Source organism: Pseudomonas sp. FP818 (assembly GCF_030687335.1).
GTDB lineage: Bacteria > Pseudomonadota > Gammaproteobacteria > Pseudomonadales > Pseudomonadaceae > Aquipseudomonas > Aquipseudomonas shahriarae.
On record NZ_CP117427.1, the window covers coordinates 950526 to 965817 of the forward strand.

16 protein-coding genes are annotated in these 15292 nt (G+C 61.0%); 12 read left to right on the forward strand and 4 right to left on the reverse strand.

Going from position 1 to position 15292, the window contains the following annotated elements; all coding sequences use genetic code 11:
* Nucleotides 1-298: 298 nt before the first annotated feature.
* Complete coding sequence (locus PSH80_RS04105; protein WP_057958276.1) at nucleotides 299-1516, forward strand: MFS transporter; 1218 nt, start codon at nucleotides 299-301, stop codon at nucleotides 1514-1516.
* A 38-nt stretch (nucleotides 1517-1554) separates the two neighbouring features.
* On the opposite strand, the gene PSH80_RS04110 is transcribed toward PSH80_RS04105, so the two are convergent.
* Nucleotides 1555-2106: an RNA polymerase sigma factor gene (locus PSH80_RS04110; RefSeq protein WP_057437724.1), complete on the reverse strand. Its 552-nt coding sequence runs from the start codon at nucleotides 2104-2106 to the stop codon at nucleotides 1555-1557.
* Nucleotides 2107-2368: 262 nt separating this feature from the next.
* On the opposite strand from PSH80_RS04110, the gene sctW reads away from it, so the two are divergent.
* The 11 genes from sctW to sctU are packed head-to-tail and all read left to right on the forward strand — an operon-like array spanning nucleotide 2369 to nucleotide 12571.
* The gene (gene sctW / locus PSH80_RS04115; protein ID WP_057958277.1) at nucleotides 2369-3460 is read left to right on the forward strand and encodes a type III secretion system gatekeeper subunit SctW; all 1092 of its coding nucleotides are present in this window, start codon (nucleotides 2369-2371) and stop codon (nucleotides 3458-3460) included.
* On the forward strand, nucleotides 3457-5553 hold the full coding sequence (gene sctV, locus PSH80_RS04120) for a type III secretion system export apparatus subunit SctV (protein WP_198830825.1): 2097 nt from the start codon (nucleotides 3457-3459) through the stop codon (nucleotides 5551-5553). The genes sctW and sctV overlap by 4 nt, the downstream gene beginning before the upstream one ends.
* A gap of 57 nt (nucleotides 5554-5610) precedes the next feature.
* Nucleotides 5611-6516: an FHA domain-containing protein gene (locus PSH80_RS04125; protein WP_305420539.1), complete on the forward strand. Its 906-nt coding sequence runs from the start codon at nucleotides 5611-5613 to the stop codon at nucleotides 6514-6516.
* Complete coding sequence (locus PSH80_RS04130; RefSeq protein ID WP_057958280.1) at nucleotides 6513-7871, forward strand: FliI/YscN family ATPase; 1359 nt, start codon at nucleotides 6513-6515, stop codon at nucleotides 7869-7871. The genes PSH80_RS04125 and PSH80_RS04130 overlap by 4 nt, the downstream gene beginning before the upstream one ends.
* On the forward strand, nucleotides 7858-8283 hold the full coding sequence (locus PSH80_RS04135; RefSeq protein ID WP_057958281.1) for a YscO family type III secretion system apparatus protein: 426 nt from the start codon (nucleotides 7858-7860) through the stop codon (nucleotides 8281-8283). The genes PSH80_RS04130 and PSH80_RS04135 overlap by 14 nt, the downstream gene beginning before the upstream one ends.
* The gene (locus tag PSH80_RS04140; RefSeq protein ID WP_057958282.1) at nucleotides 8280-8738 is read left to right on the forward strand and encodes a type III secretion system HrpP C-terminal domain-containing protein; all 459 of its coding nucleotides are present in this window, start codon (nucleotides 8280-8282) and stop codon (nucleotides 8736-8738) included. Before PSH80_RS04135 ends, PSH80_RS04140 begins: the two co-directional genes overlap by 4 nt.
* Nucleotides 8735-9757, forward strand: a complete 1023-nt coding sequence (locus PSH80_RS04145; RefSeq protein ID WP_057958283.1) for a FliM/FliN family flagellar motor switch protein — start codon at nucleotides 8735-8737, stop codon at nucleotides 9755-9757. Before PSH80_RS04140 ends, PSH80_RS04145 begins: the two co-directional genes overlap by 4 nt.
* Nucleotides 9754-10407 (forward strand): type III secretion system export apparatus subunit SctR, encoded by a 654-nt coding sequence (gene sctR / locus PSH80_RS04150; RefSeq protein ID WP_057958284.1) that lies wholly within the window; start codon nucleotides 9754-9756, stop codon nucleotides 10405-10407. The genes PSH80_RS04145 and sctR overlap by 4 nt, the downstream gene beginning before the upstream one ends.
* 7 nt (nucleotides 10408-10414) lie before the next feature.
* Nucleotides 10415-10678 carry a type III secretion system export apparatus subunit SctS gene (sctS, locus tag PSH80_RS04155; RefSeq protein WP_057958285.1) on the forward strand — a complete coding sequence of 88 codons (264 nt, stop codon included), beginning with the start codon at nucleotides 10415-10417 and terminating at the stop codon, nucleotides 10676-10678.
* A gap of 10 nt (nucleotides 10679-10688) precedes the next feature.
* On the forward strand, nucleotides 10689-11477 hold the full coding sequence (sctT, locus tag PSH80_RS04160; protein WP_305419309.1) for a type III secretion system export apparatus subunit SctT: 789 nt from the start codon (nucleotides 10689-10691) through the stop codon (nucleotides 11475-11477).
* Nucleotides 11474-12571 (forward strand): type III secretion system export apparatus subunit SctU, encoded by a 1098-nt coding sequence (sctU, locus tag PSH80_RS04165; RefSeq protein ID WP_169990137.1) that lies wholly within the window; start codon nucleotides 11474-11476, stop codon nucleotides 12569-12571. The genes sctT and sctU overlap by 4 nt, the downstream gene beginning before the upstream one ends.
* Here the strand turns inward: sctU and PSH80_RS04170 are convergent.
* The 3 genes from PSH80_RS04170 to sctC are packed head-to-tail and all read right to left on the reverse strand — an operon-like array spanning nucleotide 12568 to nucleotide 15277.
* Nucleotides 12568-12939, reverse strand: a complete 372-nt coding sequence (locus PSH80_RS04170; protein WP_057958288.1) for a hypothetical protein — start codon at nucleotides 12937-12939, stop codon at nucleotides 12568-12570. The genes sctU and PSH80_RS04170 overlap by 4 nt on opposite strands.
* The gene (hrpT, locus tag PSH80_RS04175) at nucleotides 12936-13139 is read right to left on the reverse strand and encodes an HrpT family type III secretion system protein (protein WP_305419312.1); all 204 of its coding nucleotides are present in this window, start codon (nucleotides 13137-13139) and stop codon (nucleotides 12936-12938) included. Before hrpT ends, PSH80_RS04170 begins: the two co-directional genes overlap by 4 nt.
* The gene (sctC, locus tag PSH80_RS04180) at nucleotides 13136-15277 is read right to left on the reverse strand and encodes a type III secretion system outer membrane ring subunit SctC (RefSeq protein WP_305419314.1); all 2142 of its coding nucleotides are present in this window, start codon (nucleotides 15275-15277) and stop codon (nucleotides 13136-13138) included. Before sctC ends, hrpT begins: the two co-directional genes overlap by 4 nt.
* Nucleotides 15278-15292 lie beyond the last annotated feature (15 nt).

Sequence of the window (15292 nt, forward strand, 5' to 3'; positions counted from 1 at the left end):
ACCGGGTGAGGCGACCAGTGGCTGGGGATTTGTGCACTTCACCAGGCCGCGAACATCTGAGTGTGGGGCTTGCCTGCGATGGCATCTGATACACCGAGTTGCCTGCATCGCGGGCAAGCCCGGCTCCCACACAAGCCCGCACACATTTGATTTGTGGCGCGTTCGGCGCCTGGCAGGTGTTCGCTGCAACGATTCACCTACTCGTTAGCCTGCTAACGGGATAGCCTTCCTGCCCCATTAAGTGGCACATTGTCACACCTGCACCTGTGCATCCATCTGCTGTACGGAAACGTTCCTCATGGCCCTTACCAATTCCCAGCCTTCAGTGGCTACGGCGCCGGCCGCGGCGCAATCCAGCCCGTTGGTCATGCGTATCATCGGCGCCGTGGCGCTGGCGCACTTGATCAATGACTTGATTCAGGCGGTGTTGCCGTCGATCTACCCGATGCTCAAGCAAAGCTATGGCCTGACCTTTACCCAGGTCGGCCTGATTACCCTGACGTTCCAGCTCACGGCCTCGCTGCTGCAGCCATGGGTGGGGTATTACACCGACCGTCATCCCAAGCCGTTCCTGTTGCCCTGCGGGATGATCTGTACGCTGGTGGGGATTTTGATGATGTCCCAGGTCGGCAGTTTCCCGCTGATTCTGCTGGCGGCGGCGTTGATCGGTATTGGCTCCTCGACCTTCCACCCGGAGGCGTCCCGCGTGGCGCGCCTGGCCTCGGGTGGGCGTTATGGCCTGGCACAATCGACCTTCCAGGTGGGCGGTAACGTGGGTTCGGCGTTTGGCCCGTTGCTGGCGGCGGCGATCATCATTCCGTTCGGCCAGGGCAATGTCGCCTGGTTCGGCTTGTTCGCGGTGTTTGCCCTGGGCGTGCTGTATGCGATCAGCCGCTGGTACCGCAACCATTTGAACCTGTTCAAGCTCAAGCAAGGCCAGGCCGCCACCCATGGCCTGTCGAAAAACCGTGTGCTCGGCGCGCTGGTGGTGCTGGGGCTGTTGGTGTTCTCCAAGTACTTCTACATGGCCAGCTTCACCAGTTACTTCACCTTTTACCTGATCGAGAAGTTCGACCTGTCGGTGGCCAGTTCCCAGTTGCATCTGTTCCTGTTCCTCGGCGCGGTGGCGGCGGGTACGTTCTTTGGCGGGCCGATTGGCGACAAGATCGGCCGTAAGGCGGTGATCTGGTTCTCGATCCTCGGTGTGGCGCCGTTCACCTTGCTGTTGCCCCATGTCGACCTGTTCTGGACCAGCGTGCTCAGTGTGGTGATCGGTTTTATCCTGGCCTCGGCGTTCTCGGCGATTGTGGTGTACGCGCAGGAATTGGTACCGGGCAACGTAGGGATGATCGCCGGGGTGTTCTTTGGCCTGATGTTTGGGTTTGGCGGGATTGGCGCGGCGTTGCTGGGGTATCTGGCGGATATTCATGGCATCGAGTACGTGTACACGTTGTGCTCGTTCCTGCCATTGCTCGGGGTGCTGGCGATTCTGTTGCCTCGCACGAAAAAAGCGTAAAGCCGTAAGGTTTGCCCTATCCCTGGGCGACACCTTTCCTACTGGTAGGGGTGAGACTTTGTCGCGCGTTTGAGCTGTTCCCGCGCCCGGGACAGTCGGGAGCGGACGGTACCAATCGGGATCGCCAGGGCGTCGGCGGTGTCCTGGTAGCTGCCGTCGGTTTCCAATGAGGCATACAAGGTATTGCGCATTTCCAGGGGCAGGTGCTGGATGGCACTCAGAGTATTTTCCAGGCGGCGGCTGATCTCAAATTGGCGCGCCAGATCCTGTTCTTCGTTCTGCCCATGGGAGAGCGCTTCGTCGAACTCGCAATGCACCGGCTTGGCATAGAGGCGGCGGAAGTGATTGCGGATCAAGTTCAGCGCGATCCCGCACATCCAGGTGCTCAGTGACGCCTGTGCGCTGAAGTGATGGCGGTTGCGCCAGGCCTCCAGATACGTCAGTTGCAGGATGTCGTCCGCATCCTCTGGGTTCAGTACGCGTTTATGAATGAACCGGCGCAGGCGCTTGTGGTGGTCGTCGGACAGATCTTGGATGGATTGGCTAGGGTCACGGGGTAAATTAACTAAAACACTGATAGGGATATCCATGATTTTTCCTCAGGGTAGAAGCAGTCGAAATGGTTTCGACGAGAACCCTGTTAGCACCGCTTGTGCCAAGCGCGGAAAGTCTCTATCTGGTTGATAAATATAAGGAAATATCTTGTTTTAGGTGTTTTTCATGCAAGGCCTTGCACAAAGCATCATGAGTTTGTGCAGGTATTTTCATTGCCCTGGGAAATGACGGCGAAGATGGAACTGTATCGGGTGCTGTAGCCACACAAGGATACGAATCTCTTGTCCTGGCACTCCCATGAAAGTCGATCCCAACCTTGATGTGCAAAATCACCCGCAGTTGAATCAACCGGCATCTGCACGGTTCGAGAGTGGGCCGTCGTCGCAGATAAACGCCCCCATCGCTGACGATTTCAGTGAGATGTTCAGCCAGGAGGTCGCACGCAACGCCACGTCCCTGAGCGAGCGTCAACTGGGCTTGCGTACGCCTCCGGCCGAGCAGTTGGTCCAGCTCTATGAGCAACTGGGTCACCCGGCCCAGGCGAAAATGGCGACCATTGCCCGTAATGTCAGGGGGCAATTGCTGCTCCGCGCCGGCGTCGGCAAAATCATGCAGATCACCGGCAACGACCCGGCGCGGGCCTATGTGGTGCTCAAGCACGTGGCGCTCCAGGCGGATGCTGAGGGGCGTACTGCGGAGGCTAGCCTGGCACGCAGTTCCCTGACTGATCTGGAGAACCACTACCAGCCGCAGATCCAGGCGGGCCTGAACACGGCGATGGCGCTGCAGGCCGGCAGCGATGACCCACAGATGCGCCAGGCGGTGCGCAGCCTGTATTACACCAGCGTGGTCACGACCCAATCGCTGGCGACCCTGATGCAGTCGCTGCTGGGGCTGTATGGTGAAGGTGACTTCGAGACGGGGCTGAAGCTGATCCGCCGGGCCCTGGCCGATGATATTGCCGCGCAGACCTCGTCGGTCGATCGGGGCCAGTTGCGCACTTTGCTGTTGGGCCTGAACGACTGCAGCCGGCTGAGCGGCGTGCTCGCGCGCTGCAAGGAGCTGATCGGGCGCTCCCTGCTGTTGTACCCCGAACTGCATCTGGATCCGCTGGGTCTGTTGCAGCGCTTGCTGGGGTATGCGGCCAATGGTCTTACGCCCCACGAAATCAAGCACCTGGCCAGGGACCTGGGGGGGAGTGAGCTGTCTCACCAGTTGAGTTCCCTCGGCGCCTTTTTTCCCGAGCTCAAAGCCTTGCCCCTGGCCTGGTGGTGCGATGCAAGACGGCGCGAAGAGGCCGTGAACAGCTACAAGCAGGTGCTGCTTGAATACGCCATGCAGGAGCGAGGCGCGCGACATACCCACACGTGGCCAGGGCTCAAGGCATGAGTGCGTTGCGGGCAATCAACGGGGTGCTGTTGAAGGTTGCACAGCGTGCCGAGGTGCTGGGCGCGGTGGTCGTCATGGCCATTGTGTTTATCTTTATCGTGCCGTTGCCCACCTGGCTGGTGGATATCCTGATTGCGGTCAATATCTGTATTTCGTGCCTGCTGATCGTGTTGGCGTTGTACCTGCCGGGGCCGCTGGCCTTTTCCTCGTTTCCGTCGATCCTGCTGCTGACCACGATGTTTCGCCTGGCGTTGTCGATTGCCACCACGCGTCTGATCCTGCTGGAGCAGGACGCCGGTGACATTGTCGAGGCGTTCGGCAACTTTGTGGTGGGCGGCAACCTGGCGGTGGGGTTGGTGATCTTTATGATCCTGACCCTGGTGAACTTCCTGGTGATCACCAAGGGCTCGGAACGGGTTGCGGAAGTGGCCGCGCGTTTCAGCCTCGATGCCATGCCCGGCAAGCAAATGTCCATTGACAGTGACCTGCGTGCCGGCCTGATTGATGGCAACCAGGCCCGGGACAAGCGTGAGCAACTGTCCCGTGAAAGCCAGTTGTTCGGGGCCATGGACGGGGCGATGAAGTTCGTCAAGGGGGACGCTATCGCCGGGCTGATCATTGTGGTGATCAACTTGCTGGGCGGTTTTGCCACCGGCATGTTCCAGCATGGCATGAGCGCCGGCGACTCCATGGCGTTGTACTCGGTACTGACCATTGGTGACGGCTTGATCGCGCAGATCCCGGCCCTGCTGATCTCGCTGACGGCCGGCATGATCATCACCCGTGTGGCGCCGTCCGGTCGCAACAAAGGCAGCAACAACATGGGCGCCGAGATTGCCCGGCAAATGACCAGTGAGCCCAAGAGCTGGATGATCGCCTCGGTGGGCATGCTCGCGTTCGCGACGCTGCCGGGGATGCCCACGGTGGTGTTTATCCTTATTTCGCTGATGACCGGCAGCCTGGGTTATTACCTTACGCGCCAGCGTCAGCGTGAGCAGCAGGCGCAGGAACCGGTCGCCGATACCCTCCCGCCGGAGCAGAACGGGGTGGAGGACTTGCGTGGTTTCGATCCGTCGCGGCCTTACCTGTTGCAGTTTCCGCCGGCCCTGCAGGATAGCCCGCTGGTCACTGAAGTGATCCACGGGGTGCGCCAGAGCCGCAATAGCCTGGTGACCCAGATTGGCTTGACGCTGCCGCCGTTTGAAGTCGAGTTTGCGCCTACGCTGGCCGACGATGAGTTTCGCTTCTGCGTGCATGAAGTGCCCATATTGAAAGCCACCCTAGGTCACTGGGTCGGCGTGGAGCTGGCGGCACTGTCGGCCGAGCCTGAAAGCGGCAGCAGGGGCCTGGTGGAGCGTGATGAACAGGACTGGGTCTGGTTCACCCCCGATGACCCGGTGCTGGCGGACGAACACCTGGCGCGCTCGACGGCGTACAGCTTGCTCCAGGAGCGGATGACCCGGGCGATGTTGCTCAGTGGCCCGCAGTTTCTCGGGATTCAGGAGAGCAAGGCGATTCTCAGTTGGCTGGAGTTCAACCAGCCGGAGCTGGTGCAGGAGCTGCAGCGGATCATGCCGCTGTCGCGGTTTTCATCGGTGTTGCAGCGCCTGGCCGGTGAGGGCGTACCCCTACGGGCGGTGCGGCTGATTGTCGAGGCGCTGATCGAACACGGTCAGCATGAGCGTGAGCCGGATGCCCTGGCTGACTATGCGCGCATAGCCCTCAAGTCGCAGATTCTCCACCAATACAGCGAAGTCGACGGCCTGCATGCCTGGCTGCTGTCACCCCACACCGAAAACGTATTGCGCGATGCCCTGCGCCAGACCCAGACGGGGGTGTTCTTTTCCCTGGATCACGAAAGCAGTGCGGCGCTGGTCAGCCTGCTCAAGCAAGCCTTTGCCGTGCGCCCCAAGAGCAAGAGCGTGCTGCTGGTGGCGCAGGACTTGCGCAGCCCCTTGCGCACCCTGCTGTTGGAAGAGTTCAACCATGTGCCGGTCCTGTCGTTCGCCGAGCTGAGTGCTTCATCCAAGGTCAAGGTGCTGGGGCGTTTTGATCTGGCCCGGGACGATCTGATGCGCGAGGAGGTGGCATGAGGGCGTTGGTGAGTCTTGCGCGGGCCAATGTCGTTCCAGCGGTGATGAGGCTCGATGATGTTTGAATTGCGCGTGCTTGATGGTCTGCACCAGGGGGCTGCGCTGCCACTGTTTGGCGGGCAATGGCTGATTGGGGCCCACCCGGATGCTGATCTTTCGCTGTATGACGAAGGTATTGCCGAGCGGCATGTGCTGTTGCGTTGTATCGAGCAGCGCTGGTCGGTGCAGGCCGAAGAAGGGCTGGTGCGGGCCGGCGACGGTCGGCTTCTGGCGCAGATTGCCGACCTGGCACTGGGTAGTCCTTTTACGATTGGCAATGTTCGCCTGTGTGTCACCCTGGCCGACCAGCCTTGGCCGCAAGCAGCGATGCCTGCTGCCGATGCGCCTGCGCCCAGGCCGGTCGGCCAGGCGGTGCCGGCATTAACGTTGTCCTCGATTTCCGGGCCGCAACAGAAGCGCATGCTCAGCCTGGTGCTGGTGATTGCCGTCATCATTACGGCGGTGGGCCTGGCCACCACGGGCGACCACGAGGCGCAGGCGTCGTTGATGCCGGTGAAAAGTCAAAAAAACGAGCTGGACTCACCCTACGAAGTCCGCCAGCAACTGCTGAAAATGCTCAACGAGCGTGAGCTGGGTCATCGGATCCGCCTGCAGGTGATCAATGGCCAGGTGGCTCTGGACGGTGACGTTTCCCTGGACGAGGTGGGAGTGGTGTCGCGCATGCTCAGTCGTTTTGGCGAGCAGTTCGAGACCTCCGTGCCGGTGATCAGCCGGGTCAAAGAGCGCAGCGCCGTGTTCCCTTTCAAGATCCTGCAGATCGTCGGCGGGCCCAATGGGCATGTGGTCCTGGATGAAGGCAGCCGGCTGTTTGTCGGGGATGAAGTGGATGGCTTGCGGCTGGTCCTGATTGATAACAGCAAGGTGGTGTTCGACGGCGTGCAGCGCTATGAGGTGCGCTGGTGAGTGGCGAGCTGCAGGCACGCCTGGAGGCCTGGCAGCAGGACCGATCACAGGCCCTGGCCAATTTTGCGCCGGTCTCGGTACGTGGGCGTATTCAGCGGGTCAACGGCATGTTGCTGCAATGCCGCTTGCCCGACGCGCGTATTGGCGATTTGTGCCAGGTGGAAAAGTCCACGGGCGACTACATGCTGGCCGAGATTATCGGTTTCGATCAGCAGGATGCGGTGCTCAGTGCCCTGGGCAACCTGGAAGGCGTGCGCGTGGGGGCCAGTGTCGAGCAGTTGGGGGTTGCGCATCGGGTGCGGGTCGGCGATGACCTGTTGGGCCAGGTGTTGGACGGCTTTGGCCGCCCGATTACGGGGGAGGGGGCCAGCGCCTTTGTCGAGGCGCACGCCCACGATACCAGCCTGGTGTTGTGCGAGGCGCCGTTGCCCACCGAGCGGCCGCGGATCCACCGCGCATTGTCCACCGGGGTGCGTTCGATCGACGGCCTGCTGACCCTGGGTGAAGGCCAGCGCGTTGGCCTGTTTGCGGGGGCCGGCTGTGGCAAGACCACCTTGCTCGCGGAGATCGCCCGTAACGTCGACTGTGATGTGATTGTGTTCGGCCTGATTGGCGAGCGGGGCCGCGAGTTGCGCGAGTTTCTCGATCATGAACTGGATGAGCAACTGCGGGCCAAGGCGGTGCTGGTGTGTGCGACGTCCGACCGTTCAAGCATGGAGCGCGCCCGGGCTGCCTTCACCGCCACGGCACTGGCCGAAGGCTACCGACGCAAGGGCAAGCGGGTCCTGTTGCTGATCGACTCCCTGACCCGTTTTGCCCGGGCCCAGCGCGAAATCGGCCTGGCCGCCGGCGAACCGCTGGGGCGTGGCGGCCTGCCGCCGTCGGTGTACAGCTTGCTGCCGCGTCTGGTAGAGCGCGCAGGGCTGACCCGCGAGGGGGTGATCACGGCGATCTATACGGTGCTGATCGAGCAGGACTCCATGAGCGATCCGGTGGCCGATGAAGTGCGCTCGCTGCTCGATGGCCATATCGTCTTGTCGCGCAAATTGGCCGAGCGCGGCCACTACCCGGCGGTGGATGTGCTGGCCAGCCTGTCACGGATTTTGAGCAACGTCGCCGAGCCCGCGCATATCCAGGCCGGGACGGCACTGCGTCGCTTGTTATCGGCGTACCAACAGATCGAGCTGATGCTCAAGCTGGGGGAATACCAGCCCGGCAACGATGCCCTGACGGACCTGGCCGTGGACAGCCGCCAGGCGGTGGATGGCTTCCTGCGCCAGGACTTGCGCGAGCCGGCACCGATGCCGATGACCCTCGATCAATTGATGAGCCTGACCACCCATGTCCCTTTCTGAACTCGACACCTTGCGGCGTCTGCGCAGGCATCGCGCCGACCGCGCCGAGCGCGCGTTGCGTGAGGCCAAGCGGCACCAGCAGGCCTTGTTGGCGCAAATCCAGCAGGCCCAGCAAGCCCTTGAGCAGACCCGCCTGGAGGAAATCCAGAAAACCGCAGAGCTGTTGGAGAAGCACCAGGGGCAGGTGCTCTCGCTGTCCCAGCTCAAGTCCTGGGGGACCCAGGAGCGCACTTTGTCCGCCGGAACCCGGCGCGAAGAAGGGCAGTTGCATGAGCTGCATGGCCGGCGTGAGGAGCAGGTGGTGCAGGTCGCCAGTGCGCAGCAACAGGTGAGCCAATGCCTTAAAGAGGTCGAGAAACTTCAGGAGTTGTCCGTTTTGTTGGCTCAGGAAGCAATACAGGAAGAAATATGACGCAAGTTCCAGCAAGCAAACCCGAACGCCCGCGTCTGCGTGAGCCTCGGGACGACAGGGAGCCGGTGATGGTGGGCGGCTTGGCCAGGGAGCTGGGGCAGTTGTTTACTCATCTGCTTGGCGACACCGACGAGAGCGCCGGTTACGGCCCATCGGCCACGGGTGCTGCGGCGTCCGCCGATATCTTGATGATTGAAGCCATGACCGGCCAGTTGCTCCCCCAGATCCGTGGGGGAGTGCAGTGGCCCCTGCAGGCGTTGCTGTATCTGCCGCGCCTGGGCCGGATCAATGCCAGTGTGCGTCGTGAACAGGGGGCCTGGAGCATAGAGTTGGCGGCAGAACAGGAGCTGACCGCCCGTTGGCTGGGGGGCGTGCGCCAGTGCTGCGAGGAGCGTTTGGCCGAAGGGTTGGGCCAGCCGGTCAATGTGCATCTGGTGCATGTGGGGACGGCATGATCCTGCCGACCTTGCTCATTCCATCGGTCAAAAGCGGCACGGTGGCGGCGAGGCTTCGTTTGGGGCGCGGCTTGCGCATGGGGTTTACGGTCCAGGACCAGCAGGGAGAGTTGCTGCTGGAACCCGGGCGCGCGCCCAGAAGCGCTGCCCCCCTGTATTTCGACAGTGCTTGCGGCCTGCTGGCCTTCAGCGAGCCGGGGCCGATGTTCAGCCTGCTGGGGGAGTGCCCGGTGACGCTGGCAGAGGCTGGCAATGATCCGGATTCCTGGTTCTGGGAGCTGTTCCAGCACCACTTGAGCCCTCAGGTGCGAGCGCTGTTCGGTTACCTGCGCCTTCGCACGCCTCCTGGAAAACTGAATTTCGGTTGCCGGCTTACGGTGACGCTGGGGCCCTCCAGGGTGGTGGGGTATCTGTTGCTGACCCCTGAAAGTCTGTTGGCGCTGTGCGAGGCGGGGCAATGGCAGCCGACGGCCCAGCCATTACCGGCCTCGTTTCAACTGGCGATTGCCGTGACGCTGGGGCGCTTGCAGCTACCCCTGACCCAGGTTCGCAGCCTGCGTGTCGGTGATGTGGTGATGCTGGAACAGGCCTTTTTCGATGTGCACGGCAATGGTCGGTTGCGGATGGGAAGGCATCGCGTGCATGGGCGCCTTGATGATGAATCGGGGTCTGTGTGCCTGACACTTATATCTATCGAGGAGACGTCTGTGGACGAGGATCTTTCAGCACAACATTACTCAGGGTATGACGAGCATGATCTTGATGAACCCGTGGTAGATGTTTTTGGCCATGAGCCTTTCGATGAGTTGAGCATGGCCTTGAATGTGCGCTGTGGGACCCTGAACCTGACCCTCGGGGAGCTGCGCAATCTGGCCCCCGGCGCGGTGTTGAGCATCGCGGGCTACGCCCCGGGCATGGCAGGGCTTTACTACGGCGATCGACCGATTGGTCAGGGCCAGTTGGTGGAGGTGGATGGACGCCTCGGCTTGCAGTTGTCCCGTGTGATTTTCGCGCGATGACTTTTCAGGGGATCGACCCCATTGTCCTGGCGTTGTTTCTCGCGGCATTGTCGTTGATGCCTATGTTGTTGATTGTCTGCACGGCCTTTCTGAAAATCGTCATTGTGCTGATGATCACCCGCAACGCGATTGGCGTGCAGCAGGTGCCGCCCAGCATGGCGTTGAACGGCATAGCGCTGGCGGCAACCCTGTTTGTCATGGCGCCCGTGGGATATGAAATGGCACAGAATGCCAAGCAATTCCCCGTGGACATGAGCAGCGTGCAGCGCCTGCAAGAAACGGGGCTAGAGGCGATAAAGCCGCTGCGCACCTTTATGAGCCGCAACACCGACCCGGACGTCCTGACCCATTTGGTGGAAAACACCGCGCGCATGTGGCCGCCGGAGATGGCGCAAAACGCCCATCGCGATGACCTGTTGCTGCTGATCCCGGCTTTTGTGCTTTCGCAGTTGCAGGCAGGGTTCGAGATCGGCTTCCTGATCTATGTGCCCTTTATCGTCATCGATCTGATTGTTTCCAACCTGTTACTGGCGCTGGGCATGCAGATGGTCTCACCCATGACCATTTCCTTACCCCTCAAGTTGTTGTTGTTCGTGCTGGTGTCCGGGTGGTCGCGCCTGCTCGACAGCTTGTTCTTTTCTTATCTCTGAGTGGCCTATGGAACCGATCCTACTCTTCAAGCAGGGCATGTTGCTGGTGGTGGTGCTATCGGCACCTCCGTTGATCGTGGCAGTGATCGTCGGCGTGATGACATCTCTGGTACAGGCCCTGATGCAGATACAGGACCAGACGCTGCCCTTTGGCATCAAGCTGGTGGCGGTTGGCATTACCCTGATCCTGACGGGGCGCTGGATTGGCGTGGAATTGATCCAACTGATCAACCTGATGTTCGACATGATCGCCCGTTCGGCCTTGAACTGAGGTACGACCGGTGCTGCCTTATCTCGACTTCCTGGCCAGCCTGGTGATCGCCATGGCACGCATCTACCCTTGCGCGTTCCTGGTGCCGGCCTTCTGTTTTCAACATATACGCGGTATGCCCCGGCATACCATTGTGATGGTCATGGCGTTTATGCCGGCGCCGATGATCCATGTTGCGCTGGCGGGCAACGAATACTCGGTGCTGATGCTCGGTGGGCTATTGCTCAAGGAAGTGGGCCTGGGGGTTTTGCTGGGTGTCTTGTTGTCCATGCCATTCTGGATGTTCGAGTCGGTAGGCGCGCTGCTGGATAACCAGCGTGGGGCCCTGGCGGGCGGGCAACTGAACCCCTCGCTCGGCCCGGACGCCACGCCCGTGGGGCATTTATTCAAGCAGGTGGTGATTTTCCTGTTGATTGCCACCTTTGGGCTGGGCGTATTGACCCAGGTTATCTGGGATAGCTACCTGATCTGGCCCGCCACGGATTGGCTGCCGGTGGTGGCCGTCAACGGTTTCAGCGTGTTCGTTGGACTGCTTGGCGAAACCTTCACACACATGATGCTTTACGCTGCGCCTTTTATCGCGGTGCTGCTGTTACTGGAGTTCGGTTTCGCCTTACTCGGGTTGTACAGCCCGCAGTTGCAGGTCAGTACCTTGGCAATGCCGGCAAAGAGCCTGGCGGGACTGGCCTTTTTACTGCTGTATTTTCCATTGCTGCAAGATCTGATCGTAGGGCGCATGGGTCTGCTGGGCGACCTTAAGCATGCCCTTGGCCTGATGTTCCGGGGCGTGAACCAATGAGCGATTCCGGCGAGAAAAAACATGCGGCAACGCCCAAGAAGCTCAAGGACCAACGCAAGAAAGGCCAGGTTGCACAAAGCCAGGACGTGCCCAAGTTGCTGGTGCTCACCGCGATCAGCGAGATCGCGTTGCTCACCGCCGAAACCAGCATGCAGCGCTTCCAGCAGTTGATGGTGTTGCCGTTTTCGCGCTTGGACCAACCGTTTGTTCGCGCCCTGGAAGAAGTGTTGCTCGATGGCCTGGTCGTTTTTTTCTCGTTTGGTCTGTTGATGTGCGCGGTGGCGATCGCGACGAAACTGATCAGCAGTTGGATGCAGTTCGGCTTCCTGTTTGCCCCGGAAAGCCTGAAGCCGGATTTCAATCGCCTCAATCCGCTGAACCAGCTCAAGCAGATGTTTTCCGCCCAGTCGGTGATCAACCTGTTGATGGGGCTGGGCAAGGCATTGCTGCTCTCGCTGATTCTGTATGTGGTTATCACCCCCTCTTTGCAGGTGTTGATCAACCTGGCCACCAGCGATCTGCAAAGCTATATCGTGGCGCTGATCACCTTGTTCCGCCACTTGCTGCATGCCTGCCTGGGGCTGCTGCTGGTGCTCGCGCTGATCGACCTGGCCATGCAGAAGCACTTCTTTGCCAAGCGCATGCGCATGACCCAGGTGGAGGTGGTCAAGGAGTACAAGGACATGGAGGGCGACCCCCACGTCAAGGGGCAGCGGCGTTCCCTGGCTTACCAGCTCGCCCAGGAAGAACCCAAGATCAAGTTACCCAAGCTGGAAGAGTCCGACATGCTGGTGGTCAACCCCACGCACTATGCCGTGGCGTTGTACTACCGCCCCGGCAAAACCCCGCTGCCGATGCTGGTGGACAAAGGCACGGATGCCCTGGCCCGTAAGTTGATTGAACGGGCCAAGTCCGCCGACGTGCCGGTGATCCAGTGTGTGTGGTTGGCGCGCATGCTGTATGAGCGCAAGCTGGGCGCGCCGATTCCCCGGGAGACCCTGCAGGCAGTGGCGCTGATCTATCGCACCTTGCGTGAACTGGATGATGAAGCCAAGCGCCAGACCCTGGAGTTGCCGGAGCTTGCGCGCCGCTAGGGCGCGCGGTGTACATCCAGCGCTTCGAGCCGGGCCAGGGAAAGCATGCGGCTGAGGGTGTCAGCGGGCGAGTGGCCACAGGAGGGCAGTGCATGCCAGATCACCAGGCTGCCCTTGGCATCGAGGAACACAAAGCACCCATCGAACGCCGTTGCGTGTTCAAAGCGCCGCTCCAGCACCCGTTCCAACTGGCCGACCTGCAACGCCTCAGGCGCAATCTGCAAGGCCAGGCCGGGTTGCGAGCCGGGATTCAAACGGCACAGGCCAATGCCCGGGTGCAGCGAGTGGTAAGCGACACGGCCGCTCACCAGGTTCTGCAGAAACTCCTGGTCATGCGAACCAGCGTCGGGTAATGGCATGACCGTCATCGCTCCAGGGAGATTGTCTGGTAATCCGAGCGCTCCCCCGAGGGGCCGGGTTCGACACGCATTTGCGGCGGCCACCACACCACCAGTTTGTCGGTGCTCGATTGAGGGCGGGAGCAGGAGTCGCCTCGACATGTCGGTGTACACCCCTCCAGCAGCAGGGTCAGGCCGAGGAGGGTGATGCAGGCGATTCGCTGTTTCATGGCGCAGTTTTCCGTGTTGGGGTGAGCAGGGAGGGACGGGTCACACCGATATGTTCATCCTTCACCACCGGGCGCATGGCGATGAATACCTCGGCCTCTTCACCCGGCTTGAGCCAGGCCCGCGGCCAGACACCGACGGCCAGGGTCTGGGAGTTGCTGCATTCCTTCTCATCGATGCGCACGTTGCGCTTGAACTGGTTACGCAGCACGACCACCGCCACGTTGAACTGCGGGCCGGTGTACCACTGGCTGCGTTCGGTGTTGAGCGCCAGCAGATCACGGGTGCTGCACAAGGTGTTCAGGCCTAGCGGCATAGGCTCAGCCTTGAACGTGTGGGGCACTTGACCGGTGACCAGGTGTGCAAGGGCGCTGGTGATATCGCTGCGCTTGATCACGGGCTGATGCTCGGCATAGCGCCTGGCCAAAGGCTTGAGGGCGGCCTGCAGTTCCGCCTGGTCGTCCTGGGGCAAATAGCGCGACGGGTCCGCCTGGTCGCCGATCACCCGCGGGGTCAGGATAAACAGGCGTTCACGGCGGTTGTTCTTGCGCTCGGTGGAGGAGAACAGCGTCTTGCCCAGCAAGGGAATATCGCCCAGCACCGGCACTTTATTGCGTCTGTCGGCGCTTTCGCTGACATGGAACCCGCCGACCACCAGCGAGCGTTTTTCCGCCATCACCGCCTGGGTGCTGACCTTGCCGCGGCGTACATCGGGGCCGATGCGTTCGGGGTTGGTTTCGTCGAAGTTGCCGTCTTCAATATCCACCGCCAGATGGACCTGATGGCTGCCGCGCGAGGTGATGACCCGTGGCACCACCTGGAAACTGGTGCCCACGGTGATGGGCAAGATGGTCGCGTTTTCGACGCCAGCGGTCAGGTACTGGGTGCGATTGAAATCAATCACAGCGGGCTGGTTTTCCAGGGTCAGCACCGACGGGTTGGACACCATGGTCGCCAGGCCCTTGGCCTCCAGGGCGCGGATATCGGCGTAGAAGCGGTCGCGGTTTCCAATCGACATCTGTGCGGAGGTACCCGGCGCCATGTTCACCCCGCCACGAAAGCGGCTGTTCTGGAAACCCCAGTTGACCCCGAACTCACGCAGCTGCGTGCGCTCGATATCGAGAATGATCGCGTCGATCTCCACCAGCTTGCGTGCCACATCGAGCTGGGCGATCAGCTCGCGGTACATTGCCTGGCGCTCTGGCAGGTCATAGATCAATACGGCGTTGTTACGCACATCCGCTTCAACGCGGATCCGGCCTCTTGCAACCGGGGCTCTGGTGGTGAGCGGCATGCCTGGATTTATCTGCCCGAGGGGAGCTGGCGCGCCGAGCATCTGGTCCAGCATCGGGTTGCTCAGGCGGGGCAGGATCGGGGTGACAGGCGAGGGCTGCGATGACGAGGCGGGACGTGAGGTCCTCGACGAAAGCACTGAGGTGTCCCGAGGTTCCAATAAGCCTCGCAACATGCTGGCAACCCCGGGGATGGCCAACTTTTCGCCACGATAATCAATCGGGCGGTCTGCTGCGTTGGCGAACTTCAGCGGGAACGTCAGCACACTCTGTTTTTCATCGGGAGATTTACGCTGGCTGCTGAACTGCTTGATCTGGTCGATATAACGCTTGGGGCCCGACACTAGCACCACACCATCGTCAGGTAATTCTCCCCAGCCGAAACGGCTATCGAGCAGGCCAATGTCGGTCAAGGCCTGCTTCAAGTCCGCCACGGTTTCGGAGGAGACTTCCAGGCGCGCGGACTCCTGTTGGTCCAGGGTGCTGATGTACAGCGTGTTGTTGTACATGTACCACTGGAAACGATGTTCTACTCCCAGCCTGTCGAGCAGTGACTGGGGGGTATCAGCGCGGATCTTGCCATTGACGTTGCCCTCCAGCAGGCCGTCGATCTGCAATTGCGTGCCAAAGGTCTGGGCGAAATCCTCCAGGACTTCTTGCACCGGCTTATGTTCGGCTTCATAGGCATACGCGGTGTTTTTCCATTCACTGGGGATAGCCGCGAGCGTACTTTGCAGGGGCATAAGCAACCAGGGTAACGCTAGCAGGCAGCGCCAATCGGCTATTTTTCGCGGACCTGCAGGCGAGACGGCGCGCAAGCGATTGCGCTTGTCGATCTTGTTATACATGGGGGAACTCTCTGA